The sequence below is a fragment of the Luteibacter sp. GL_149 genome, from assembly GCF_057834065.1.
Genome location: NZ_CM174395.1, coordinates 1,365,691 through 1,390,190, shown reverse-complemented (window position 1 = coordinate 1,390,190; position 24,500 = coordinate 1,365,691). Strand labels below are relative to the sequence as shown.

The window sequence follows — 24,500 nt, the reverse complement described above, 5'->3', positions numbered from 1 at the left end:
TTCCAAAAGGAAAACGCACCATGCCCAAGGTCGAAGCCAACGGTATCGCTATCGAATATGAAAGCTTCGGCGCCAGCGATGCCGAGCCCATTCTGCTGGTCTCGGGCCTGGGCGTGCAGATGATTCGATGGACGGTCCCGTTCTGCGAGCTCCTGGTAGCGCATGGTTATCGGGTGATTCGTTTCGACAATCGCGATGCCGGTCTTTCGACTCACTTCAACGACTCCCCGGTGCCCGACTTCATGACAGTGGCCCTTGCTCTGGCGCGCGGCGAGCAACCGGATGTGCCCTATACCCTCTGTGACATGGCCGATGATGCGATCGGACTTCTCGACGCGCTTGAGATCGAACGGGCGCACATCGTTGGTAGATCAATGGGTGGAATGATCGCCCAATTGATTGCCAGTGAGCATCCTCGTCGCGCGCTGTCGCTGACTTCCATCATGTCCAACACCGGTAACCCCGACATGCCGTCAGCTACTCCTGAAACGATGGCGGTGCTGACCCGGCGCGCACCGGATCCTTCGGAAGACGAAGAAGGCTTCCTCGCACACAGCGTCACGTTCTCCCGAGTGATCGCTGGTCCTGGCTATCCGTTCGACGAAGCCGCCCAGCGCGCTCAGTCCCTGGCTGAAGTCAAACGAGCGTACAACCCCGCCGGATTCGGCCGCCAGATCGCCGCCATCGCCGCGGCTGGCGACCGTCGACCACGGCTTAACGCCATCGCCATCCCCACTCTTGTCGTGCACGGAGCGAGCGATCCATTGATGCCAGTGGAAGGAGGCAAGGACACCGCGGCCAATATCAGCGATGCGGAATTGCTGGTTTTCGAAGGAATGGGCCACGATCTGCCGCCCGCGTTATACGAAGCCATCGCGCGAGCCATCGTTGACAATGCCCTTCGCGCAACACGGACTCATGCTTAGTGGCAAGAACATAAGACCGGGGGAGGGAATCCAAAAAAAAACCCGGCTTTCGCCGGGCTTTTTTCGCGGAACGGACCTGCTTAGCGCAGACCCGTCTCCGCGCGGGCGATGACCAGACGCTGGATCTCGCTGGTGCCTTCGTAGATTTCCGTGATCTTCGCGTCGCGGAAGTAACGCTCCAGCGGCATTTCCTTGGAATAGCCCATGCCGCCGTGGATCTGCACGGCCTGATGGGTGATCCACATGGCCGCTTCGGAAGCGACGAGCTTGGCCATCGATGCCTCGGTGCCGAAGCGACCGCCGTTCTTATCCGTCTGGGCCTTCGTCCACGCGGCGCGCAGGGTCAGCAGCAGGGCCGAATCGAGCTTGCACTTCATGTCGGCGATCTTGGACTGGGTCATCTGGAACGTGCCGATGGGATGACCGAAGGCTTTGCGATCGCGCGACCACGTCAGCGTCGCCTCGTACGCCGCACGTGCGATGCCGACGGCCTGCGAAGCGATACCGATGCGGCCGGCGTCCAACACGCCCATGGCGATGGAGAAGCCCTTACCCTCTTCGCCCAGCAGGTTTGCTTTCGGGCAGATGTATTCGTTGAATTCGATTTCGCACGTGGCGGACGCGCGGATGCCGAGCTTCGGCTCGGTCTTGCCTGCGTGGAAGCCCGGCAGCTTGGTGTCGATGATGAAGGCCGAGACGCCACGCGCGCCGATGCCCGGCGTGGTGACGGCGAACAGCACGATGTAACCGGCGACGGGGCCGGAGGTGATCCAGCTCTTCTTGCCGTTGATGACCCAGTCGCCGTTCTCGTTCTTGACCGCGCGGGTGTGCATGTTCGAGGCGTCGGAGCCCGACTGCGGTTCGGTCAGCGCATAGGCGCCGATGGCTTCGCCCGAGGCGATCGCGCGAACGTAGGTCTGCTTCTGTTCTTCGTTGCCGTTCTTCAGGATGCCGTTGCAGAACAGCGAATTGTTCACCGACATGATGGTGGATGTCGCGGCGTCGGCCGCAGCGATCTCGACCATGGCGAGTACGTAGGCCACCGGGTCCATGCCCGCGCCGCCGTATTCTTCGGGCACTTCGATGCCCATCAGGCCGAGCTGGCCCATCTCGCGAATGTTATCCAGCGGGAATTCGCCCCTGGCATCGAATTCGGCGGCGACCGGCACGATGCGCTTCTGCGCGAAATCGCGCGCGATGGACTGAATCGACAACTGGTCGTCGGTAAAGCGGAAATCCATGGAACAACTCCGTGCCGTACACGCGGGCGGCTAAGTAATGGGACTGGAAAGCCCGCTATTCTAACGGGCGTTCGAGCCCGATCCCCTGTGCGCTGCAACACGAGCGCTTGACGGGCCGGTCGACGGGGCCTAGCCTTATGCATCTCTTTATCGCGATAAAAGGATGCGGCATGGACTTGTCGACAGCGTCCACGGTGCTGCGCCTGCTGGCCGACCCGACCCGCGTGCGCCTGCTGGCGCTGCTTGAGCGCGAGGAACTGACGGTGGCCGAACTGGCCGCGGTACTGCACCTGGCCCAACCGCGGGTGTCCACGCACCTGGCAAAACTCAAGGAAGCCGAGCTGGTCCGCGATCGCCGGGCCGGCGTGTCCGCCTATTACCGTTTCAATGGCGAGGCCGACCCGACCCTGCATACCCTGGTCACCTCCCTGCGCGACACGATCAACGACGCCCTGATCCGCGAGGACGCCGAACGCCTGCCCTCTGTGCTGGCCCAGCGCGCGCGCGCCGAAGGCTGGGCCGATACGGTCGCCGGCGATATGGAACGTCACTATTCCCCAGGACGTACCTGGGAGACCGTCGCCCGCTCGCTGCTCCAGTTGCTGGAGACCGGCGACGTGCTGGACATCGCTTCCGGCGACGGCGTGACCGCCGAACTGCTGGCGCCGCACGCACGCTCGATCGTCTGCATCGACAGCAGCGACCGCGTAGTGGAAGCCGCGCGCACCCGCCTTTCGTCGTACAAGAACGTCGAGGTCCGCCAGGGCGATATGCATGCGCTGGACCTGGGCGCCGACCGCTTCGACCTTGTCCTGCTGCTGCACGCCCTCACTTACTCCGAACAGCCGGCGAAGGTCTTCGAGCAAGTCGCGCACGTGCTGAAACCCGGTGGCCGCGTCCTTGCCGCGACCCTTGGCGAACACGACCACCGCGCGGTCGTCGAACCCTTCGACCATCGCAATCTCGGCTTCAGCTGTACGGGCCTCCGGGCGATGGCGGTCGATGCCGGCCTGGAGGTCATCAGTTGCGAACGCCTCAGCCGCGAGCGTCGCGCACCGCATTTCGAAGTCATCAGCCTGCTTGCCCGCCGCCCTGCGAGGTCGAACGCATGAGTACCCTGCCCTGGCTCCACCCCGACCGTGTCGCCCTGCTCGAAAAGGGCCTGCGCGAGCGCATCATGATTCTGGACGGCGGCATGGGCACGATGCTGCAGGGCCACCAGCTGGACGAGTCCGGCTACCGCGGCGATCGTTTCTCCGCCGGTCACGACAGCCATCACGAGCACGACCATCCGGGCGAGTGCGATCTGAAAGGCAATAACGACCTGCTGCTGCTGTCGCAGCCGGAGATTATTCGCGGCGTGCACGAAGCCTATCTGCGCGCGGGCGCCGACTTCATCGAAACGAATACATTCAACGCCACGCGCGTCAGTCAGGCGGATTACCACCTGGAACACCTGGTGCCCGAACTGAATCGCGAAGGCGCACGTATCGCGCGCGAAGCCTGCGACGCCATGACGGCGCTGACACCGGACCGCCCGCGTTTCGTGATCGGCGTACTCGGCCCGACCAGCCGCACGGCATCCATCTCGCCCGACGTGAACGATCCGGGCTTCCGCAACGTCAGCTTCGAAGAACTCGCCGCCAATTACACCGAGGCCGCGCGTGCGCTGATCGAAGGCGGCGCCGACACGATCATGGTGGAAACGATCTTCGACACGCTGAACGCCAAAGCCGCGCTCTTCGCGCTCGACCAGCTGTTCTTCGTGCTGGGCGGGCGCGTGCCGGTGATGATCTCCGGCACGATTACCGATCGCTCGGGCCGCACGCTTTCGGGACAAACGGCCGAGGCATTCTATTACTCGGTTTCGCATATCCGCCCGCTGTCCGTGGGCCTGAATTGCGCCCTCGGCGCCGCGGACCTGCGCCCTCACGTGCAGACACTGGCAAACGTCGCCGACAGTTTCGTCAGCACCCACCCGAATGCCGGCCTGCCGAACGCCTTCGGCGAATACGACGAGACGCCCGAACAGATGGCCGACGTCATCGCCGGTTTCGCGCGCGACGGCCTGCTGAATATCGTCGGCGGTTGTTGCGGAACCACCCCCGCCCATATCGAAGCCATCGCCAACGCCGTGCAGCCATATGCACCGCGCGCATGGTCGAAGGACACCGCATCAGCCGCATGAACACGATCCGCTATACGCGCCTTTCCGGTCTGGAACCCCTGATCCTTACGCCGGGCCTGAACTTCATCAACGTCGGCGAACGTACGAATGTCACCGGCTCGGCGCAGTTCCGCAAGCTCATCAAGGAAGGCCGCTACGAAGAAGCGGTCGACGTCGCACGCCAGCAGGTCGAAAGCGGCGCGCAGATCATCGATGTCAACATGGACGAAGGCCTGATCGATTCCGAAGCCGCGATGACGCGCTATGTGAACCTGATCTCCTCCGAGCCGGACATCGCGCGCGTGCCGATCATGGTCGACTCGTCGAAATGGAGCGTGATCGAGGCCGGCCTGCGCTGCATGCAGGGCAAGGGCATCGTCAATTCCATTTCGATGAAGGAAGGCGAAGCGCTGTTCCTCGAATACGCCCGCAAGGTTCGCCAGTACGGCGCGGCCGTGGTCGTGATGGCCTTCGACGAGGCCGGCCAGGCCGACACCTGCGAGCGCAAGGTGGAAATCTGCTCGCGTGCCTACGAGCTACTGACCGGCGAACTCGATTTTCCGCCCGAAGACATCATCTTCGACCCGAACATCTTCGCCGTGGCGACGGGCATCGAGGAACACAATAACTACGCCGTCGACTTCATCGAAGCCACGCGCGAACTGAAGAAGCGTTTTCCCGCGTCGCATATTTCCGGCGGCGTTTCCAACGTGTCCTTTTCGTTCCGCGGCAATAACCCCGTTCGCGAAGCGATCCATTCGGTTTTCCTGTATCACGCCATCGGCGCCGGTATGGATATGGGTATCGTCAACGCCGGCGCGCTGGCCATCTACGACGACCTGCCCGAAGAACTTCGCGAACGCGTCGAGGACGTCATCCTCAATCGCCGTCCCGATGGCACCGAGCGACTTCTCGAAATCGCCGACAAATATCGCGGCGGCAAGGAAGCGGTCGTTGTCGAAACCCAGGCATGGCGAGAAAAGCCGGTCCGCGAGCGGCTCAGTCACGCACTGGTGCACGGCATCGATCAGTACGTGGTGGAAGACACCGAAGAAGCGCGCCAGCTTTCGTCGCGCCCGCTCGACGTGATCGAAGGTCCGCTGATGACAGGCATGAACCACGTCGGCGACCTGTTCGGCGCCGGCAAGATGTTCCTGCCGCAGGTGGTCAAATCCGCACGCGTCATGAAGAAGGCGGTGGCCCATCTCATACCCTTCATCGAAGAAGAGAAGCTGCGCACGGGCGATGCCGGCAAGAACAACGGCAAGATCGTGCTTGCCACCGTGAAGGGCGACGTGCACGACATCGGCAAGAACATCGTCGGCGTGGTGCTTCGATGCAATAACTTCGAAGTGATCGATCTCGGTGTGATGGTGCCCACGCAGAAGATTCTCGATATCGCGCGTGCCGAGAATGCGGACATCATCGGCCTCTCCGGCCTGATTACGCCGTCGCTGGAAGAAATGAGCCAGGTCGCGCGGGAAATGCAGCGCCAGGACTTCCACGTGCCGCTCATGATCGGTGGCGCTACGACCTCGCGCGCGCATACGGCGCTGCGCATCGAACCGCATTACAAGGCGCCGACGGTCTGGGTGAAAGACGCCTCGCGCGCCGTGGGCGTCGCGCAGTCGCTGGTCAGCAAGGATCTGGTGGAAGACTTCATTGCCAAGGTCCGCGCCGACTACGCCGAGGTACGCGAGCGTCACCGCAATCGTGGACCGGGCAAGAGCCTGGTGCCGCTTTCCAAGGCTCGCGCCCAGCGTTGGACATGCGACTGGGCCGCCTATGAGCCGCCCACGCCGAAAGCACCGGGGATCACCGTCTTCGCCGACTACGATCTGGCGGAACTACGCCGGTACATCGACTGGCTGCCGTTCTTCAACGCATGGGAACTGGCGGGCAAATTTCCGGCCATCCTCACCGACGAGGTCGTCGGCGCACAGGCGACCGAGCTATACAACGACGCCCAGCGGATGCTCGACAAGCTGATTGCCGAAAAGTGGCTGACCGCGAAGGGCGTCATCGGCTTCTGGCCGGCCGCGCATCATGGCGACGATATCGAAGTCTATGCCGAGCCGGGCACGGGCAAGCGCAAGCCCATCGCCACGTTGCGCCATCTCCGACAGCAGGTCGACAAGCCGGTGGAGCGTCCCGACTTCTGCCTCGCCGATTTCGTGGCGCCGAAGGACAGCGGCGTGCAGGACTGGGTGGGTGGCTTCGCGGTCACCGCCGGTATCGGCATCGACGAGCATGTCGCGCGTTTCGAAGCGGAACACGACGACTACTCGTCCATCATGCTCAAGGCCCTGGCCGATCGCCTCGCCGAAGCGTTCGCCGAACGCCTGCACGAACGGGTGCGCAAGGAATTCTGGGGCTACGAGCCAGAAGAGTCGCTGGATAACGATAGCCTTATCGCCGAAAAATACCGCGGCATCCGCCCCGCCCCCGGCTATCCCGCCTGCCCCGAGCACACCGAGAAAGGCACGCTGTTCGAACTGCTGGACGCTCCCGCGAACACGACGATCGAACTGACCGAAGGCTTCGCGATGTATCCCACCGCGGCGGTTTCCGGGTGGTACTTCTCCCATCCCGAGAGCCAGTACTTCGTCGTGGGTCGCCTGACCCGCGAGCAGGTCGACGACTATGCGAAGCGCAAGGGCTGGGACCGGACGGAAGCCGAGCGCTGGCTGGCCCCCTATCTCGACTACGACCCCGATTAAGTCTCTTCGGGACCGCCCGGGCGCACCGTTTCCTCGTGGTTGCGGGAGCGCAGGTGGGCGAACACGTTGTAGAACGACACCAGCATCGGGAAGGCCGTCTGGATGATGCCCACGGAGTCGTTCTTGCCCCAGATGAAGTAAGCCAGCGTCAGCACGCTGCCGACGACGGACAGGTACCAGAAGGACATCGGTACCACGACCTTCTTCTGCTTCTTGGTGGCGTAGAACTGCACGAACCAGCGGGCCGTGAACAGCAGCGTGCCCAGCAGGCCGATGATCTTCCATGGCGTCAGGGTCAGGAGGTGGAGGTCGGCGAGGGCTTCATGCATGATGTCGTGTCCGGGGCGGTCGAAAAACGAGCGCATTGTACCGTTCAGGCGTCGCCACCGGTCTTACGCGATGCTGAGAACCCGTCGAAGCCGGTGCTTTCGTTCAGGCGATTGACCCCAGACCCGTCCCCCCGTAGAATTCCGCCCTCGCGATGGGCGGTTAGCTCAGCGGTAGAGCACTGCCTTCACACGGCAGGTGTCACAAGTTCGATCCTTGTACCGCCCACCATCTCGATTCCGAAAACCCGGCCTTGCGCCGGGTTTTCTTCGTTACGGTGAGCGTGCGTGTAGCAGCGAACCTTCACACGGCAGGTGTCACACGTTCGATCCTTGTACCGCCCACCATCTCGATTCCGAAAACCCGGCCTTGCGCCGGGTTTTCTTCGTTACGGTGAGCGTGCGTGTAGCAGCGAACCTTCACACGGCAGGTGTCACACGTTCGATCCTTGTACCGCCCACCATCCGATTCCGGCGAACGTCGCTTCCTGTGGGAGCGCGCTTGCGCGCGAAAGCCAACGAAGCGGTGATGCTGTGAGTAGCATTCGCAGCCAGGAGATCGGGCTAGCGGATGTGAGCATCCGGCTTCCTCGCCCTGTTGGCTTTCGCGCGCAAGCGCGCTCCCACAGAAAGCATGCCATAAGACATCACAGCGCACAGGCGGCCCCGGCTGCCAGCTTGCTCGACGCCACGGAACCGGAGGTCGATACCACGATCTGCGAGCCGGCTACTTCGCCGCTGTTCTCGCCAACACCCGTGTCCACGCCATTCTTTCGCGAGCACAGCAGAAACGTATCCGTGGTCCGGGTGCCATTCGCGACGACCGGACCGCTCTGGCCGAAGGTCAGGACAGCGCCATCGGTAGCCTGGATGGAGACGCGCGTCTGCGGTGTGCCGACGCGCAGGAGCTGATGGCTGGCATTGGACGAATCGTAGACCTGGTTCGCTCCCTTGGTACCTGCGTCATACGTGTATACCAGCCAGCCAAGGTCGTAATCCTTGTTGTCCGTCGTACACGTCGCGGCGTCGAGACTGCGACAGATCGAAACGAACTTGTGTCGCGTGGCGGCCTCGCCTCGCGCGTACTGCAGATCGCCCATCAGATTGTTGGCGACGTTGCTGACATTGGAGCGCCGCATGGTGCCGCGGAAGCTGGGGACGGCGATGGCAAGGAGAATCGCCAGCACCAGGATGGTGATCATCAGTTCGACGATCGAGAAGCCGGCGTTCTTCATACGGATGTTCACCACGATCGTTCCCCTGTCCCCTGCCGGCTTACCAGCACGTGCCGTTGACGTTGGTCTGGCCGCTTTGCGACTTCGTGCCACGCGAATCGATTGTCAGATTTCCGCAGGCATCTTTCGCCTGCCCCGGCTGCGCCGTTGCCGTTGCTATATAGGCCGTCGTGTAGTCGGAGGTGCCGACTTTCCCGATGCTTATCTTGTAGTACCCGTTATCCGTCGTGTCCGTTGCGAACTTCAGGTCCGTCGTTATGGATGCGGCGTAGCTGTTGTACGTCGCGTAGTAACGCTCCTGCGCCACCGCGACCTTCATCAGCATGCCCTGCCCATCCGCCCGTCGCGCCCGAAAAGCGTACCGGTTGTACGAGGGCACCGCGATCGCCGCCAGGACGCTGATGATGATGACGACGATCATCAGCTCCAGCAACGTAAAGCCACCCACTCGCAGCGGTTCCTGCATACGCTTCATCGGTCTTCCCCCGGACTCAGTTGCCATTGTTCAACGCCCGCCACGAGCGACGACGCCAGATCGCATCGCCGATGCCGAGCGGCGTGCCGTCGGACAGCAGCGAAATACCCGGCAAGACGATCTTACCGCCACCGATAACCGTCGCTGCGGGTAATCCGCCACCCGCCGGGACGTTCTTTACCCGGGCACCGGCGACTGTATAGCCCGTAGTCATCGACACGCTACCCGCGCTCACGCCGCTGGATGCACCGCCGGTTGCCGCATCGATCACCAGGACGGCACCCAGGCGCACCGGATCGCAGGGATCGGTACTACCGGGGATAAGCGTAGTAATGATCGCTCGACCGCTGTCGAACAACGCCGTGGCATCGACGACCACGCGCTCGCCCTTGTTCGTCTGAGGAGAGCCCACGGTGAGGTTGATGAACCAGCCGTAGACGGCGGTGCCATCGGACAGGGTAGCGGGGACGGCATTGGTCGTGAGACCGCGAACATTGCTTACCTCGACCATCTTCTGTTCGACAAGCGTGCTCGTGCCCTCGACGACGGGAGCCGTGTCGGAAGGACCGCGATCGCGGATGCCGTATATACCCTGGATTTTGCTGTTCGCGGCGGACACCGTGTTATCGGTGGCACCGAGGTACTTACCCGTACCAAAGACCACCATGAAATACGACGACGCGGGATCGGCGAACAGACGCGGCATGACCGTGATCGGGCGATCGCCCGGGTTCTGCGGCCGGAAGGCCAGCGTGACGGCCCACTTGTCGGGAGACGGATCGGCGAGATCGAAGCGCCACAGGTTGCCCTGCAGGTCGCCGGCGAATGCCACGTCGTCGACCTGGTCGTTGTTGTAATCCCCGAGAACGGCCGATGAAAGACCGTAACTCACGATGTTGCTTATGCCGCCTATCGAATTCGGCGTCTTCAGTTCCTTGATGACGGCCCCGGTCTCGGCATCGAGGACAAAGAGCGAACTGGTTGTATTGGAAGCCGCGGCAACCTTGCTACCGGTCGGGAAATAGCCGCTCGGAACAAGAACGACCCACTTGCCATTGGCCAGGCGACCTACGTTCGGTTTACCGAACGTATAGCCGAGATTCGCGCCAACGTTGGTTCCGGTGGAGTCGACACTGTCGCTGTTGAATTCCCAGAGTACCGTGCCGCCTGGCGACGACTCGGAAGCGCTGGCATTCGTGATGTCCAATGCGTAAATGCCGCGGCCGCCTAAACGCAGCCCTCCGACGAGGATGGTATGCCAGCCTGTCTTTCCGGTGCCACTGAAGAAGACATCTCGTGCGACAGGCGTCGCATCGACGGTAGGCACGAAGTTGAATCCAGATTTTGGCGTAAGGCTGTTCAGACTGCCATACACCGTAAACGGAACATACGCCCAGCGCTCCTTGCCGGGAGCCGGCGTGACGTCGACATCGGCTGCTTTGGTGCTACTCGTCGTCGCGTCGAACGCATGAAGCATGCCGTCGTTGGCACCGACATACAGCGTGGGCGCCCGCTTCTGATGATCGGCGACAAACTGCTCGTAGCTGTACTTGAGCGCCTTGGTCGTGGGATCGGCGGCCATTTCCGGCGCCGTGTTCGTTCCGACATCCGGGAAGCTGTCGCGATAGCCGCTGGCCGGATAGGCCACATAGACAGGCTGGGAGTTGATGATCGCTCCGAGTGCCGATATACGAGTGCGGAAGCTGGTGCCTTCCTTCGTCGTGTCGCCACGCAGGTATTTGAGCCTGTCCGAACCTGTACTACCCGCATTGAACGTGGAATCGACAGCGGTCAATGCCGTCTGGACCGATGTCCACTGGAACGCGGCGCCATTGCCGCTTCCCGAAGCCGTACTCGTCAGGATGACTCGCGAATCGCCCGCTTTGTTACGCGTGGTAAGCAAAGCAGAGCCGTCCCATAACGTCGATCCTATAGCGCCCGTCGAGTCGACCGACTTGGCCAGAAGCGATCCGACCCAGCTCGCGCTGTCGTAGCCAGTCGTATACGTGACGCTCGAGGTACTCAGTACGGCGGTATTGAGCACGCCGGCTACCGACGAGGACGTGCGGGAAATAATGCGGGCAAGCAATTGCGAAAGTGCCTTTGACAACGCAGCCGGATCGCGCGCGCTGAAGTATTGCCCACGACTGTTGACCGCGGCATGCCATGTGTCGTCGATGTCGGTTGCGTCGCCGTTGCCCGTACCCGTTGGCGTCGGCCAGCTCTTGGTGCCTTTACGTAGCGCCGCATAGTCGCCGTCATATGCCAGCGTTCCATTGACACCCAACGTAATCATGAACTGAACGAGATGCGGCCAGGTTGCTGGATCGTTCTTCGGATTGAAGTAGATCGCGGCAGGAACGGTACCTGTACCGTTCCATGCGACGGCGTTGCCGCTCGCATCGGAGTAATCGGTAAAAGACGGCGGAACGCCCAGCTTCGGCGTGCCATCGGCATTCTTGAAGTCCGGCCGAAGATTGGTCACCCAGTAGTTGAAAGCGAGATCCGAAAGCGTCGAATAAGTTGTAGTTGCAGGCACGTTCCAGAATATCTTCGCCTCGGCGTTACCCGAACTGCCGCCCTGATACACGTTTCCGTCGGGCAGGTTGATGGTGCTGGCCTGGACCGTGTTCGCGGGAATGCCGGGATCGCCACCGTTCCAGTAACCATCGGTTACCAGCAGGCTGTAGTTGAGACGACAGGTCAGTTCCAGGCCCGTGCCGTCCGTGCCTATATTCGGTTCGAAGTAAGGATTCTTGTTCGTTTTCCTGATCGTATTGTTGTTGCCGGTCATGAAAATATCGCCGGTTTTCTTGATCGCTATGCGGGTCGGCGTACCACCGCTGGCGTTTACGGCATACAACCATTTGAAGAAGGTAGTACGCGGACCCACACCCGTCGACGTGTCCGCGAAGGCATCGAACGTAGTCGTGCCCCCGGTAAGAACGTAGTTGCTGTTGTTGAGATTCTGGAAAACAACGCGGATGGTGCTGCCAAGGCCCGCGAAAACGTTCGAGATCGCGCTGCGCGTCATCAAATTTCGGGTACGGTAATAGGAGTACCAGTTGGCAAAGTTCTGCTTGTCCGCGGCCGTTCCACCACTCAGCTTCGTGATGACACAGCCCGTCGTCGACAATACCGTAGGACAGGTGTAGTAAAAGCCACCGCTCTGGTTGCCAGCCACCGCTGCGCCGATATTCTTGGCGCCGGTCTGATAAGCCTGCCTACCTGAGCTTGTGTCGTTGGCGAACCCGGATGTGAAGCCGGTACTCAGATCGACCGTTCCCGAGCAGGACGTACCGGTATCGATGGTGCCGTTGTTCTTCACCACGAAACCCGTCGTATTCGCACATATACCGTCGCGCCATGCCCCCGTATAACTGGCCTTGGGAAACAGCGTCACGCCATCTGCCTTGAGCGGCGGCGTATAGACGATGGCCGGGTTGTAGTAAACCGAATTCGTATTCGAAGAGTAGTAGTAGTACTGCCCCTGAGTCCCATCCAACGTATCTGGCAAATTCGTCGAACCCATCGAGCCCGAATCGTCGAAGGTCACCGCGATATTCGGCGCGACACCCACCGTCAGATCGGGTGGCGTCGTGCTGAGGTCGGTGGTGTAGTAGGTGGTCGTGGTCTGCGAGACCGACACACCCGAGTAACCGCCGAATATGCACAAGCCCAGACCCAGGGCCGCGTTGCGCAACAGATGGAATTTGCTGGACAGGGAGGTCATGGCATCAGTCGCTCTTCGCTGCGAACGTGGTTTCCAGGACGCGGATCGCGTTCTGGTTGTTGCCGACGCCGCGCGCCGTGATCCGGTAGATATGGCGATTCGTACTTGTATAGCCGGTGCCGCCCGTGCCCGTGGAGCCGGACTCGTGCTGCAGGCCCGCATTGGGTGGCAGTTCCATGCCCAGGTCTTCGATGATGTAGTACGGATCGCTATAGAGATGGAATGTTTTGTCGGTGCTGGTCGCCGTGTAATCCACCGCACTGTATTGCGTGGCGCCGGCGGTCACCCAGCCGTCCGACGTACGGAACGTCGTGACGTTGGTCACGGGATCCGGGCTGTATTCGTAGCAATCGGTCAACGCGAACGCGCCGCACTTCATGCGCGTGGAAGGGTCGCCGCTGGCTGTCCACAGACGCCATTCGGCACCGCGCAGGGCGGTCTCCGCACTCCACTCCGCCAGCTGCGAGTTACGCAGGCCGCCGACCAGTTTTTCCTGCAACAGCGACGAACCGGACGAGCTGATCGCCAGCAGCGTGATCAGCAGAAGAAAAATCAGCGCGACCACCAGCACGACGCCGCGTTCCCTGCGCGGAGCGGCTGGCGGACGCATGCGGGCGTCGACGTTCATGGCGCGATCCTTGGAAGCGGCGTTCATGGGTTGTAGTTGCGCATCATCACCAGGGTGGAGAATTCGCGACGGATCATGTGATCGTCGAAACCCTGGTCGGAGGGAGCGATGCCATTAGTGCCGCGCGCGTTCGGAGCCGCGGGCGTCGTGATGGCATCGGGCTGATAGGTGAAGGCGATTTCAGGTGCCGTCAGCGAGAACAGCGGTATTTGTCCGTCCATCAACAGGTGCATCTCGATGCTCTTGACCGCACGCCACAGGCAACCCGTGTCCGGCGTGAGTGCATCGGGAGCATTCGGTGGACACGCGATCGCACCTGCATTGTTCGAATCGACTTCCGCGGCGCTCAGGAAATGCGTCAGGCCGTTGGAATCCTCGACGCCGTAACGGAAGTCCAGACGTTCGACACCGCGCACCAGCTCGGCACAGGGGCCTGTGGTTCCGCTATCGCAGCGCATCAGCGCACCGGTCTTGTTGCCGGTCGCCGTACCGTCGTCCGTTTTTACCTGCAGGTAATAGGTCACCGTGCGCAGATCGGTCTTCAACCGGAAAAAGCGGGGGGCGGATTGAGGTTGCAATGCACGCGGCTGAGAAAGGTTAGTGGTATCCGGCTTGAAATCGGGGCTGCCGTTAACGGAGAAAATCTGTGCCGTCGAGCAGTCCGCGAGCATGGCCTGTTCACCGTCCGCGAAACCGGTCAGCGATGGCTCGCCAGTCCTCGGAACAATGGTGATGTGATCCACATCGCCATTGTTCTTGGCGACCACCACACTGGAACCGCCAATGGCCCAGCCACCCGACGAATCGACGTAACGCAGGGTCAGCACGGACGCACCGACTACCCGGTTGCCGAGCGCCGTCCCCATCTTTGGCACACCGTCGGCGGGTGCGGAAGGATCGGCCGGACCGCACTTGGTTTTCGTGCAGTCGTAGCCACGCATGAAAAGGAACGACGGCATGGGATAGGCCGCGGTCGGCTTCACGGGATAGGGAGTGCCCCATGCCGTGGTGTTCTGCGGAAACGTAATCGTCGACGACAATATCTTTGGCGTGCGCAAAGCGTCGAGGGCCACGCCGGCACTCATCGTATTGGCGATGCCACCCGTGCTGCTGCAGTACTGCGAGCCGGCCATCTTCAGATCGCCGCTGATCCGGTCCACGGCGAATCGTCCTTCTTCCTGCAGGCGCGCCATCTGGGTCTGGACGCGATTGCTGGACGATGTCGAAAGGAAGACGCTGACGATGCCGCCGGCGACGAGAAGACCGAGGACCATCGCGATCATCAGTTCGACAAGCGTTACGCCGCGCTGGCCGCGCGGGAATACGTGAGTCAGGCTCATGGCTGGAACACCCAGGTGAAGGACTGCAGGCTGCCTGTGGCGATCTTGTCGTCGGCGCCGGTGATGCCACGCTCGGCCCATTGGATCGTCATGGTGCAGCTGCCACCGTAAGGAGGCCGCGTCGCATAGGGAGCGGCCGGGACGGAACCCGTGGTGGGGCTCACGCATTTAATGGACGTGGGACCCACACCGGGAAGGGACTGGGTGAGCTGCTGGCTCCAGATGATCTTGTCGCGCAGCGCTACCTTTGCGGGATTGCACCCTGTCGCGGCATCGCAGGCGTCCGGCGTGCCGCTGACCGGATAAGCGGTGTCGTTGTAGGCAAGCGTCCACAATCCCACCGGGTTGGCCCGCATGCGATCGGCCATGCTGTTCGCAAGGAACGTGACTTGCGTGCGGATGTACGCCGAATGGTTCGACTTGGTCGCCATGACCAGAAGACCGGCAAGACCGATGAGACCGATGCAGAAAATCAGCACGGCCATCAAGACTTCGATAAGCGATACGCCCCGCTGGACGCGGCGCGACAGACCCTGGGCCACGTTGGCTCCCCTAAACCAATATCGACAATCTAACTGTAGGGTAAACAGGTAGAGGAGCGTCGCACACGCCGACCGGCGGTCAGCAATATCCGACGAACGGCCTTACCCACAACCCCTGCAGCCCTTTCCGCGCAACGATCCGGTATCGCCGTTTATTCCTGCGAAAGCACCCGATCAGGGCGTCGCCGACTGAACACGGCGGGCGTTATGCCCTCGAATTGCCGCATTTCGATAACAGGATGGTCACGGGCGGACCGTTACAGTGCTACGGGTAATCAGAAGGAGTTCGACCGTGCTGGCACAATACGTTTACCAGTCGACATCAGGACTGTTCCGCATCATCCGCCATGGCCATCGCTGGCGCGCCCTGCTCGACGAAGTCGAGGTTGGCCGGTTCGACGAGCCGGTGCACGCGGCCGGCGCCATACGCGACATGTATTCCGAAGCGCGCGTACCTGCGCGTATCGATCGCTGGCGATTCCTGCCGGATGCACCGCTCGGGCATCTCGGACCGCCGACGTCGGCCGCCATGGCAAGGCTTGCCGCCGCCTGAGCGAACCGGTGCCGCTACAAAGCGACCGCGCGCCAGTGGCCGTGGTCGCCTTCGACACGCAACTCCACTTCCATCCCGGCAGCATCGTTGATGCGGGCCTGGCTCAGCGCATAAGTAAGCGCATCGCGCTCGTGACGAAAACGAACGGGCCGGTGGTCGGCTACGCGGACAGCCCACTCCGCACCCGGCTCGGGTGGATGCATGACGTAGATCCGCAGATGTACAGGTGTCGGTGTGCTCAATCGAACCTCCGTCGACGGCACATCCCGTATTCCCCCGGCGCCTATTCTGCACCTGTCGCATTAAGCGGCCGTGTGCGGCAGGTCGCGGATCAGCCGGCCTCGTCGACTGCGGATGGGGGCGAGGGCTGGCAACGCCAGCACGGAACGACGATGTGGCAACCCACCTCTTCGTCGATGCGGGTCACCTCGCCGGAACCTCCGCAGATGGGGCACGTTCCGGGATCGGGAGGCGGATCGGGATCAGGGTTTCGAGACATTCGGATTGCCCGCCACATACCAGCGCCACAGAAGATCCGTGCCCTCGCGAATACCGATACGGGCGGATCCCGGCACGTTCTCCGGCGCGGGCATGCCATCGTCCAGCACCGTGTAACCCTGACGCGCCTTTACCAGATCGATACCATTCTGCTCGCCGGTAATGCCCATGGCCTGGGTCAATCTGGCAGGCCCGCTGCAGAGGTCGCGATCGCGCGCGGCACGCGGTCGCGCGACACGCATCGACCCGATGCCGGCGATCGGTTCCAGCGCGCGGATAAGCACACCGGCGCCCTCCCCCTCGTCGCCGCAAACGGTATTGCAGCACCAGTGCATGCCATAGGTAAAGTAGACATACATGTGACCGGGCGGACCGAACATGACGGCGTTGCGCGCGGTCTTGCCGCGATAACTATGCGCCGCCGGATCGATGGCACCGCAATACGCTTCCACTTCGACGATGCGACCCGCGCGCCCGTCCGCACAGGCGAGCACTTTGTTCAGAAGTTCGGGAGCGACGTCGCGCGGATCGCGATGGAAGAATGTCCGCGCAAGGACACTGCCCGGCCAGCGCGTGCGACGCTTCGGGGCAACACGAGGATCGGCAACCATGGGATTCTTCGTGGACATCGGGAAAGTGTACGCAGATTGTCCGGAAGGCGTAGCCGAAATTGGTGCACAAAAAAAGCCCGCTTTCGCGGGCTTCTCTTTTTGCTGGTGCCGGAAATAGGAATCGAACCTACGACCTCATCATTACGAATGACGCGCTCTACCAACTGAGCTATTCCGGCGAGACGCGGAATTCTAAAGTTCCTTGCCTTCGCGCGCAAGCATCAACTTGCGAGACGAAGCTCCTTGGGCAGCGCGAACGTGATGTTCTCGGCTTCGCCGTCGAGTTCACGGACCGTACCGGCGCCCCAGGATTGCAGGCGGGCGATGACTTCCTGAACCAGCTTTTCCGGGGCCGAAGCGCCCGCGGTGACGCCGATGCGGGTTTTTCCATCCAGCCACGCGCGGTCGATGTGCTCGGCGCCGTCGATGAGATACGACGGGACGCCCTGCTTTTCGGCCAGTTCCTTCAGGCGGTTGGAGTTGGAGCTGTTGACCGAACCCACCACCAGCACGAGGTCGACGGCGTCGGCGAGGCGGCGCACGGCGTCCTGGCGGTTCTGCGTGGCGTAGCAGATGTCGTCCTTGCGCGGACCTTCGATGCCCGGGAAACGGACGCGCAGCGCGGCGATGATCGCGATGGTGTCGTCCACCGAGAGCGTGGTCTGCGTGACGAAGGCCAGCGTGTCGGGCTGGGCGGGCACCAGCATCTGCACGTCGTCCACGGATTCGACGAGATAGATGCTGCCCGCGTTGTTCGGATTCCACTGCCCCATGGTGCCCTCGACCTCCGGATGACCGGCATGGCCGATCAGCACGACGTCGTGGCCCGCACGGCCGAGGCGCGCGACCTCCATGTGGACCTTGGTGACCAGCGGGCACGTGGCGTCGAAGACGTTCAGGCGGCGACGGTCGGCTTCTTCGCGCACGGCCTTCGGTACGCCATGGGCGCTGAAGATCACCGTGGCGCCGTCCGGCACGTCGTCCAGCTCTTCCACGAACACCGCGCCATCGGCGCGCAGGCGCTCGACGACGAAGCGGTTATGGACGACTTCGTGGCGCACGTAGATGGGCGCGCCGTAGGATTCCAGCGCGCGCTCGACGATGGCGATGGCGCGGTCCACGCCGGCGCAGAAACCACGGGGATTGGCGAGAAGGATATCCAAGCGAACCTCGACGAGGGGAATGGCGATGCCCGGAAAGGTAACGCCGACCCCGGAATTATCGCACGTCGGCTGCGGGCTTCGCTGAAAACAGGCCGAATACGATCAGGGCCACGGCCCCCACGCTGATCGCCGAATCGGCGACGTTGAAGACCGGAAACGGATAGTCGCCAATGAAAACCTGGATGAAATCGGTGACTTTGGCCGCGTGGAAGCGATCGATGACGTTACCCACCGCGCCACCGACGATCAGAGCCAGCGGCAAAGCCGTGCGCCAGTCGCGCCGGGGCGTGCGACTCAGCCAGACGCTCAACGTCCCACTGATGCCCAGCGCCAGCAGGACGAAGAACCAGCGCTGCCAGCCGGCACTGTCCGCGAGAAAACTGAACGCGGCGCCGGTATTGAAGGTCAGCATCCAGTTGAGGACGCCGGGAATCACCGGATGCGGCGTTTCGGCCGGCTGCAACGCGGTGAGAGCCCACCACTTGGTCAGCTGGTCGAACACGATCACGGCAGCGGCGAGCCAGAGCCAGGTCAGGGCGTTCGGTTTGATACGAGTCGTCATGGAAGGCGCCGTTTTGCGTGGAGGGCGACCGCGCCGCACTTAACGTGCGGCGCGGCGTCGGAACAGCGGACGATCAGAACCAGCGACGGTCTTCGCCCTGCCCCGTGACGTTCTCGACGCAACGTCCGCAGATTTCCGGATGCGCGGGGTCGACGCCGACGTCCTTGCGATGGTGCCAGCAGCGGATGCACTTCGCCGCGTCGCTGACGCCAGCCGAAACCCATGCCTCGACGCCTTCGATATCGACGCGCACGGCATTGGCCGGACGATCTTCCAGCGCCGCCAGCGACACATCGGACGTGATGAAGAAGAAGCGCAGTTCGTCGCCCGATTCCGCAAGATGGTTGCGCAACGCGCCATCCGCATAAACGGTCAGCGTCGCGTCCAGCGATGCGCCGATCAACCCGTCCTTGCGCATGCCTTCCAGCACGCGCGAGGCGGTGTCGCGGATCGCGAGAAGCTGGGACCACGACGCGCGGGCATCCGCATCGAAACGCTTGCCATCCAGACCGTCGTACCAGGTTTCGAACAACACCGATTCACCGCGCGAGCCGGGCATGTGCGCCCAGACTTCCTCGGCCGTGAACGTCGCTATCGGCGCCAGCCAGCGCACCAGCGCCTCGAGGATGCGGTACATCGCGCTCTGTGCACTACGACGACCGCGACTGTCGGTCGGCATCGTGTAGAGGCGATCCTTCGTGATGTCAAGGTAGAGCGCACCCAGTTCGTTCGTGCAGAAATTCTGCACGCGCTGGACGATTTCGGGGAAGTCGTAACGCTCGTACGCGGCGATGATCGCCGTTTGCGTTTCGTGCGCCTGCTGCACGGCCCAGCGGTCGAGATCGACGCATGCATCCACGCTCAGCAGGTGCTTGTCCGGATCGAAGCCGTCAAGGTTGCCGAGCAGGAAACGCGCGGTGTTGCGCACGCGGCGATACGTATCCGCCACACGCTTCAGGATTTCGTCCGACAGCGACATCTCGTTGCGGTAGTCGGTGGAACAGATCCACAGGCGCAGGATGTCCGCGCCAAGGGTCTTCATGATGTCCTGCGGCTCGATACCGTTGCCAAGCGACTTCGACATCTTGCGTCCCTGCGCGTCCACCGTGAAACCGTGGGTCAGCACGTGGTCGTAAGGCGCACGGCCATTGATGGCCGAGGAAGTCAGCAGGGACGACTGGAACCAGCCGCGATGCTGGTCGGAGCCTTCGAGATACATGACTTTGTATTCGGTGGCATCGCCCGCCTGCAGCTCGGGACGCGCGCCGATGACTGCGTAATGGCTGACGCCGGAATCGAACCAGACATCGAGGACGTCGGTGACTTTTTCGTACTGGTCGGCTTCGTCGCCCAGGAAGTCGCGCGCGTCGAGCGTGAACCACGTATCGATGCCCTCTTTCGCAACGCGGTCCGCCACTTTTTCCAGCAACTGGACGCTGTCCGGATGCGGCTCGTGCGTCGCTTTGTCCACGAACAGAGCGATAGGCACGCCCCAGGTGCGCTGACGCGAGATACACCAGTCGGGACGGCCTTCGACCATGCCCGCGATGCGCTCCTCGCCCCAGCCCGGCACCCAGCGCACGTTCTTGACCGACGACAGCGCGGTACGGCGCAGGTCGGCCTGCTCCATGCTGATGAACCACTGCGGCGTGGCACGGAAGATGACCGGCGTCTTATGGCGCCAGCAATGCGGATAGCTGTGCGAAAGCTTCGACGCCGCGAGCAGCACGCCACGCGAACGCAGCAGCTCGACGATGATGTCGTTGGCCTTCCAGATGTGCTGACCGCCCAATTCCACATCGCCGGCCGGCGGCGTGTCGCTGCGATAAACGCCGCGACCGTCCACGAGGTTCAGCGTGCCGATGCCGTAGTTCCGGCCGACGACGAAGTCGTCCGCGCCGTGGTCGGGCGCGGTGTGCACCGCACCGGTACCGTCTTCGGACGATACGTGGTCGCCGAGGACGAGCGGAACGTGGCGGCTATAGAACGGATGGTGCAGCGACTGGTTTTCCAGCACCGCGCCCTGCACGCGACCGAGAATGGTCACGGTGTCGACGCCGTACCGCGCGAGGGCCTTTTCCGCCAGCGGTTCGGCGATGACCAGCAGCAGGCGACGGCCGTCGCGCGCGGGACCTTCGACCAGCACGTACTCGAGTTCGCCGCCCAGCGATACCGCCTGACTGGACGGGAGAGTCCAGGGCGTCGTCGTCCAGATGGGCACGGCAATGATCGCGTCACCTGTGGCGACGCCGAACAGCGCGCCGAACGACACCGGGTCGACCGCGTCGTAGGCTACGTCGACGGCTGGCGAGACCTTGTCGGCGTATTCGATCTCGGCTTCGGCAAGGGCCGAGCCGCAATCGAAGCACCAGTAGACCGGCTTGGCACCACGCACGACGTGGCCGTTCTCGACGATGCGCGCGAGCGCGCGGATCATGTCGGCTTCGTAGGTGAAGTCGAGCGTGCGGTACGGACGTTCCCAATCACCGAGGATGCCCAGGCGCTTGAAGTCGACGCGCTGCAGATCGATCTGCGCCATCGCGTATTCGCGGCACTTCTGGCGGAATTCGGCGGCGGTGAGCTTGTCGCCCGCCTTGCCGAATTTCTTTTCGATGGCGATTTCGATCGGCAGTCCGTGGCAGTCCCAACCCGGCACGTACGGCGCGCGGTAGCCGGCCAGCAGCTTCGACTTGACCGTGACGTCCTTCAATACCTTGTTGACCGAATGGCCAAGGTGAATGACGCCATTGGCGTAAGGCGGACCGTCGTGCAGCACGAAAACCTTATCGCGATTCGCGGCTTTTTCCTGGATCTGCGCATAGCGGCCGACACGCTCCCACGTCTCGAGCCAGGTCGGCTCGCGCTTGGGAAGGTCGCCGCGCATCGGGAAATCCGTCTGCGGCAGATTGATCGTGCTCTTGTAATCCTGGGTCATTGCTCGCAACCACTGGTTATCTGTTCGGGTCGCCTCATGGCGTCCGTCGTTCATGCATCGACAAGTATGGGGTTCATTCCAAGGGCTTGCCGGGCGGCCTTTTCGTCCTGGCGCATCTGCACCGTCAGGGCGTCGAGGTCATCGAATTTTTCTTCGTCGCGCAATTTCGCGACGAATTCCACAGCGATACGGCGGCCGTAGAGATCGCCACTGAAATCGAACAGGTGCGCTTCGAGCAGGGGCTCGCGCACTTCGTTCACCGTGGGTCGCGTGCCGAGGCTCGCCACGCCCGGCCAGCTGCACGGCCCCTCGCCCACGCCGATCCGCACCGCGAAGATGCCCTGGATCGGACTGATGCGATCTCCAAGATGGATGTTGGCGGTGGGATAACCAAGCGTGCGACCCAACTGATTGCCGTACTCGACGTGACCGTCAATGACGAACGGCCGCCCTAGCAACGGCGTGGCTTCGGCGAAACGGCCCTCGGCCAGCAGCGTGCGCACGCGCGACGCCGAAACACGCTCGCCGTCGATCAGCACCGGCTCGACGGCATGCGCCGTGAAACCCAGTTCGGCGCCCATCGATGCCAGCAACGCGAAATCGCCGGTACGCCGGTGACCGAAGCGGAAATCCGATCCGACCCAGACTTCCCGTGCCGCCATGCGTTCGACCAGTACGCGACGAACGAAGTCCTCGGCGGACATCTGGGTAAGCGCGGTGTCGAAGCGCAGGGAAAGCAGGTCGCGGATACCAGCCGCCGTCATGCCCTCGACCTTCTCGCGAAGACTCGTCAGGCGCGGAACCGGCGTCGGGGAAAAGAAGGCGCGCGGCAGCGGTTCGAATGTCACCACGGCGGGCACCAGCCCACGCGCGGCGGCACGCTGGCGCACTTCGGCCAGCAGCGCCTGGTGGCCGCGATGCAGGCCGTCGAACGCGCCGATAGCCAGCACGCTTCCCTCGGGGACGAGGCACGGCCCGTCGACGTCGCGATGAAGGTTGAGCGTCATGGACGAACGCTCCCCATCGGGGCGCAAGCGAGGCAGCGTGGGCGAAGCGGAATAAAAGCCATCGGGCCAGTATAGCCGCAGCATTGCGCTGCACAATGCGGCGCCGCCGGGGTCATCGGCCGCGAAGCTCGCTCAGGCGGAAACCGGCACCGAACAGGGCCGCCAGATAGGCACCGCCGCCCGCGCATACCAGCACGGCAAGTCGGATAACGCGGGTCCATTTCTCCGCGTCCGTCCAGTCCGGCCACAGCCACAGGCCGCCGAGCAACACGACGATCATGGCGCCGCAGGCCAGGGCCAGTCGTCCGAGATGGCGACCCCAGCCTGGCTGGAGCTGATAGACACCCGACTTCTTCAGCCAGTGCCACAGCAGCGCGAGGTTGAGATAGCTGGCCAGGGCGCTGGCCATTCCCAGGGCCATATGCAGCCCGGGGATCTGCGACAGGGATTCCATCCACGAGCCCGCCTTCTGTGCAGGGGAAGCCCACAGCGAGAACAGCAGCGTCAGGAACAGCACGTTGAAAACCATGTTCGCGACCAGCGATGCGACGCCGGCGCGCACGGGCGTACGGGTGTCCTTGCGGGCATAAAAAGCAGGCAGCAGCACCTTCACAAGCGCGAACGCCGGCAGACCGAAGCTGAGGGCGGAGATAGACAGCGACGCCATGTGCGTGTCGAACGGCGTGAAGCGTCCGTGCTGGAAAATTGTCGCCACCAGCGGCTCGGAGAGCAGCATCAGCGCGAACATGGCCGGCACGGCGATCAGTAACGTCGTTCGCAGCCCCCAGTCCAGAGCGCGCGAAAAGCCCTCGCGATCGGTCGCCACGTGGTGGCGCGACAGCGACGGCAGGATCACCGTGCCCAACGCCACGCCGAAGACGCCCAGCGGCAATTCGAGAAAACGATCCGCCTGCGACAGCCAGCTCTGCGAACCGGCGATCAGCAACGAAGCGATCACGGTATCGAGCAGTAGATTGATCTGCGCTACCGACGAGCCAAACAACGTCGGTACCATCAGCTTCATGATCCGGCGCACGTCCGGCGAGCTCCAGCCCCAGCGCGGCAGCGCCAGCAGGTCGAGACCCTTCAGGGCGGGTAGCTGGAAAGCCAGTTGCAGGATGCCCGCGACGAGAATCGCCCAACCCATCGCCATGATCGGCGTATGCAGCCGGGGCGCCAGCCACAGGGCACCGGCGATCATGCACAGATTGAGGATCACCGGGGTCAGTGCCGGCAGTCCGAAGCGATGGAAGCTGTTGAGCGCCCCACCCGACAAGGCCGTCAACGATACGAAAAGCAGGAACGGAAACGTCAGACGCAACAGATTGACGGTCAGTTCGAATTTCTCCGGCGTGTCCACGGCACCGGGCGAAAACAGCGCGGTCACCTGTGGCGCAAAAATGATTCCCACCGCCGTCACGACCAGCAACACCCCGCCGAGCGTGCCCGACGTGCGCGCCATCAGGGACTTCAGCTCCGCATGCGGCCGCGTTTCCTTCACCTCGGTAAACACGGGAACGAAGGCCGTGGAGAACGAACCCTCCGCGAACAGCCGGCGCATGAAATTGGGAATGCGGAACGCGACCCAGAAGGCGTCGGTAGCGGCGTTCGCGCCGAACGAGGCGTTGATCGCCATGTCGCGCACCAGGCCGAGCACTCGGGACACCATGGTCATGCCGCTGAAGGACAGCATGCCGCGCAGAAGACTGGGGGTTTTCATCCTTGGAACAGTTGCCTTGGCCGCGATAGGGAAGCGCGGTAGTTTGACAGCGGCGGCCGGCAGGAAGACAGTAGCGATTCGGCGCTTTTACGGGCACCGTGCCCCGATACCCCCACGA

The 24,500-nt window shown here is 62.8% G+C and carries 20 protein-coding genes and 2 tRNA genes; 6 read left to right on the top strand and 16 right to left on the bottom strand.

Annotated features, from left to right (window positions below):
- The first annotated feature begins 20 nt into the window (after nucleotides 1-20).
- Complete coding sequence (locus AC3IR3_RS06235; RefSeq protein WP_489196084.1) at nucleotides 21-926, top strand: alpha/beta fold hydrolase; 906 nt, start codon at nucleotides 21-23, stop codon at nucleotides 924-926.
- An 80-nt stretch (nucleotides 927-1,006) separates the two neighbouring features.
- On the opposite strand, the gene AC3IR3_RS06230 is transcribed toward AC3IR3_RS06235, so the two are convergent.
- The gene (locus AC3IR3_RS06230) at nucleotides 1,007-2,167 is read right to left on the bottom strand and encodes an acyl-CoA dehydrogenase family protein (protein ID WP_489196083.1); all 1,161 of its coding nucleotides are present in this window, start codon (nucleotides 2,165-2,167) and stop codon (nucleotides 1,007-1,009) included.
- Nucleotides 2,168-2,337: 170 nt separating this feature from the next.
- On the opposite strand from AC3IR3_RS06230, the gene AC3IR3_RS06225 reads away from it, so the two are divergent.
- Genes AC3IR3_RS06225 through metH form a run of 3 tightly spaced genes read left to right on the top strand, consistent with a single transcriptional unit; the run spans nucleotide 2,338 to nucleotide 7,054 of the window.
- Nucleotides 2,338-3,279, top strand: a complete 942-nt coding sequence (locus AC3IR3_RS06225; protein ID WP_132141128.1) for an ArsR/SmtB family transcription factor — start codon at nucleotides 2,338-2,340, stop codon at nucleotides 3,277-3,279.
- On the top strand, nucleotides 3,276-4,355 hold the full coding sequence (locus AC3IR3_RS06220) for a homocysteine S-methyltransferase family protein (protein ID WP_132141127.1): 1,080 nt from the start codon (nucleotides 3,276-3,278) through the stop codon (nucleotides 4,353-4,355). Before AC3IR3_RS06225 ends, AC3IR3_RS06220 begins: the two co-directional genes overlap by 4 nt.
- Nucleotides 4,352-7,054, top strand: a complete 2,703-nt coding sequence (metH, locus tag AC3IR3_RS06215) for a methionine synthase (protein WP_489196891.1) — start codon at nucleotides 4,352-4,354, stop codon at nucleotides 7,052-7,054. The genes AC3IR3_RS06220 and metH overlap by 4 nt, the downstream gene beginning before the upstream one ends.
- On the opposite strand, the gene AC3IR3_RS06210 is transcribed toward metH, so the two are convergent.
- A complete protein-coding gene (locus AC3IR3_RS06210; protein WP_132141125.1) occupies nucleotides 7,051-7,383 on the bottom strand; it encodes a lipid-A-disaccharide synthase N-terminal domain-containing protein in 333 nt (110 codons plus the stop codon). The two genes, metH and AC3IR3_RS06210, sit on opposite strands and share 4 nt — an antisense overlap.
- A gap of 154 nt (nucleotides 7,384-7,537) precedes the next feature.
- Between AC3IR3_RS06210 and AC3IR3_RS06205 the strand changes: the two genes are divergently transcribed.
- Nucleotides 7,538-7,612: transfer RNA gene (locus AC3IR3_RS06205), tRNA-Val, on the top strand.
- Between the two features lie 415 nt (nucleotides 7,613-8,027).
- Here the strand turns inward: AC3IR3_RS06205 and AC3IR3_RS06200 are convergent.
- From AC3IR3_RS06200 to pilV, 6 genes are read right to left on the bottom strand one after another with little or no spacing between them, the layout of a single operon-like run.
- The gene (locus AC3IR3_RS06200; protein ID WP_489196082.1) at nucleotides 8,028-8,627 is read right to left on the bottom strand and encodes a GspH/FimT family pseudopilin; all 600 of its coding nucleotides are present in this window, start codon (nucleotides 8,625-8,627) and stop codon (nucleotides 8,028-8,030) included.
- A 28-nt stretch (nucleotides 8,628-8,655) separates the two neighbouring features.
- A complete protein-coding gene (locus AC3IR3_RS06195) occupies nucleotides 8,656-9,090 on the bottom strand; it encodes a type IV pilin protein (RefSeq protein WP_489196081.1) in 435 nt (144 codons plus the stop codon).
- Between the two features lie 16 nt (nucleotides 9,091-9,106).
- The gene (locus AC3IR3_RS06190) at nucleotides 9,107-12,823 is read right to left on the bottom strand and encodes a pilus assembly protein (protein ID WP_489196080.1); all 3,717 of its coding nucleotides are present in this window, start codon (nucleotides 12,821-12,823) and stop codon (nucleotides 9,107-9,109) included.
- Nucleotides 12,824-12,827: 4 nt separating this feature from the next.
- Entirely contained in the window at nucleotides 12,828-13,451 is a 624-nt protein-coding gene (locus AC3IR3_RS06185) for a pilus assembly PilX family protein (RefSeq protein ID WP_489196079.1), read from the bottom strand.
- A gap of 23 nt (nucleotides 13,452-13,474) precedes the next feature.
- On the bottom strand, nucleotides 13,475-14,791 hold the full coding sequence (locus AC3IR3_RS06180) for a PilW family protein (RefSeq protein ID WP_489196078.1): 1,317 nt from the start codon (nucleotides 14,789-14,791) through the stop codon (nucleotides 13,475-13,477).
- The gene (gene pilV / locus AC3IR3_RS06175; RefSeq protein WP_489196077.1) at nucleotides 14,788-15,333 is read right to left on the bottom strand and encodes a type IV pilus modification protein PilV; all 546 of its coding nucleotides are present in this window, start codon (nucleotides 15,331-15,333) and stop codon (nucleotides 14,788-14,790) included. The genes AC3IR3_RS06180 and pilV overlap by 4 nt, the downstream gene beginning before the upstream one ends.
- A 292-nt stretch (nucleotides 15,334-15,625) precedes the next feature.
- Here pilV and AC3IR3_RS06170 point away from each other — a divergent pair, with 292 nt between their 5' ends.
- Nucleotides 15,626-15,886, top strand: coding sequence for a hypothetical protein (locus AC3IR3_RS06170; protein ID WP_207906737.1), 261 nt, complete (start codon nucleotides 15,626-15,628; stop codon nucleotides 15,884-15,886).
- 14 nt (nucleotides 15,887-15,900) lie between these two features.
- Here the strand turns inward: AC3IR3_RS06170 and AC3IR3_RS06165 are convergent, their stop codons facing one another.
- From AC3IR3_RS06165 to murJ, 8 genes are all read right to left on the bottom strand, one after another.
- Nucleotides 15,901-16,128 carry a hypothetical protein gene (locus AC3IR3_RS06165; RefSeq protein WP_489196076.1) on the bottom strand — a complete coding sequence of 76 codons (228 nt, stop codon included), beginning with the start codon at nucleotides 16,126-16,128 and terminating at the stop codon, nucleotides 15,901-15,903.
- Between the two features lie 240 nt (nucleotides 16,129-16,368).
- Nucleotides 16,369-16,995, bottom strand: coding sequence for a DNA-3-methyladenine glycosylase (locus AC3IR3_RS06160; protein WP_489196075.1), 627 nt, complete (start codon nucleotides 16,993-16,995; stop codon nucleotides 16,369-16,371).
- 103 nt (nucleotides 16,996-17,098) lie between these two features.
- Nucleotides 17,099-17,174 (bottom strand) — tRNA-Thr (locus tag AC3IR3_RS06155).
- A gap of 42 nt (nucleotides 17,175-17,216) precedes the next feature.
- Complete coding sequence (ispH, locus tag AC3IR3_RS06150; RefSeq protein WP_489196074.1) at nucleotides 17,217-18,158, bottom strand: 4-hydroxy-3-methylbut-2-enyl diphosphate reductase; 942 nt, start codon at nucleotides 18,156-18,158, stop codon at nucleotides 17,217-17,219.
- Between the two features lie 55 nt (nucleotides 18,159-18,213).
- The gene (lspA, locus tag AC3IR3_RS06145) at nucleotides 18,214-18,720 is read right to left on the bottom strand and encodes a signal peptidase II (RefSeq protein WP_489196073.1); all 507 of its coding nucleotides are present in this window, start codon (nucleotides 18,718-18,720) and stop codon (nucleotides 18,214-18,216) included.
- Nucleotides 18,721-18,793: 73 nt separating this feature from the next.
- Nucleotides 18,794-21,655: an isoleucine--tRNA ligase gene (ileS, locus tag AC3IR3_RS06140; protein WP_489196072.1), complete on the bottom strand. Its 2,862-nt coding sequence runs from the start codon at nucleotides 21,653-21,655 to the stop codon at nucleotides 18,794-18,796.
- A gap of 50 nt (nucleotides 21,656-21,705) precedes the next feature.
- Nucleotides 21,706-22,662: a bifunctional riboflavin kinase/FAD synthetase gene (locus tag AC3IR3_RS06135; RefSeq protein WP_489196071.1), complete on the bottom strand. Its 957-nt coding sequence runs from the start codon at nucleotides 22,660-22,662 to the stop codon at nucleotides 21,706-21,708.
- A gap of 112 nt (nucleotides 22,663-22,774) precedes the next feature.
- Nucleotides 22,775-24,382 (bottom strand): murein biosynthesis integral membrane protein MurJ, encoded by a 1,608-nt coding sequence (gene murJ, locus AC3IR3_RS06130; RefSeq protein ID WP_489196070.1) that lies wholly within the window; start codon nucleotides 24,380-24,382, stop codon nucleotides 22,775-22,777.
- Nucleotides 24,383-24,500 lie beyond the last annotated feature (118 nt).

Excerpts from the sequence above, each read along its gene's own strand:
- AC3IR3_RS06180 (WP_489196078.1), bottom strand. The coding sequence starts at position 14,791 with ATGAGCCTGACTCACGTATTCCCGCGCGGCCAGCGCGGCGTAACGCTT.
- ileS (WP_489196072.1), bottom strand. The coding sequence starts at position 21,655 with ATGACCCAGGATTACAAGAGCACGATCAATCTGCCGCAGACGGATTTC.
- AC3IR3_RS06225 (WP_132141128.1), top strand. The coding sequence starts at position 2,338 with ATGGACTTGTCGACAGCGTCCACGGTGCTGCGCCTGCTGGCCGACCCG.
- murJ (WP_489196070.1), bottom strand. The coding sequence starts at position 24,382 with ATGAAAACCCCCAGTCTTCTGCGCGGCATGCTGTCCTTCAGCGGCATG.
- metH (WP_489196891.1), top strand. The coding sequence starts at position 4,352 with ATGAACACGATCCGCTATACGCGCCTTTCCGGTCTGGAACCCCTGATC.
- AC3IR3_RS06190 (WP_489196080.1), bottom strand. The coding sequence starts at position 12,823 with ATGACCTCCCTGTCCAGCAAATTCCATCTGTTGCGCAACGCGGCCCTG.
- AC3IR3_RS06195 (WP_489196081.1), bottom strand. The coding sequence starts at position 9,090 with ATGAAGCGTATGCAGGAACCGCTGCGAGTGGGTGGCTTTACGTTGCTG.
- AC3IR3_RS06210 (WP_132141125.1), bottom strand. The coding sequence starts at position 7,383 with ATGCATGAAGCCCTCGCCGACCTCCACCTCCTGACCCTGACGCCATGG.
- AC3IR3_RS06135 (WP_489196071.1), bottom strand. The coding sequence starts at position 22,662 with ATGACGCTCAACCTTCATCGCGACGTCGACGGGCCGTGCCTCGTCCCC.
- AC3IR3_RS06185 (WP_489196079.1), bottom strand. The coding sequence starts at position 13,451 with ATGAACGTCGACGCCCGCATGCGTCCGCCAGCCGCTCCGCGCAGGGAA.
- AC3IR3_RS06160 (WP_489196075.1), bottom strand. The coding sequence starts at position 16,995 with ATGGTTGCCGATCCTCGTGTTGCCCCGAAGCGTCGCACGCGCTGGCCG.
- AC3IR3_RS06235 (WP_489196084.1), top strand. The coding sequence starts at position 21 with ATGCCCAAGGTCGAAGCCAACGGTATCGCTATCGAATATGAAAGCTTC.
- AC3IR3_RS06220 (WP_132141127.1), top strand. The coding sequence starts at position 3,276 with ATGAGTACCCTGCCCTGGCTCCACCCCGACCGTGTCGCCCTGCTCGAA.
- AC3IR3_RS06230 (WP_489196083.1), bottom strand. The coding sequence starts at position 2,167 with ATGGATTTCCGCTTTACCGACGACCAGTTGTCGATTCAGTCCATCGCG.
- lspA (WP_489196073.1), bottom strand. The coding sequence starts at position 18,720 with ATGACGACTCGTATCAAACCGAACGCCCTGACCTGGCTCTGGCTCGCC.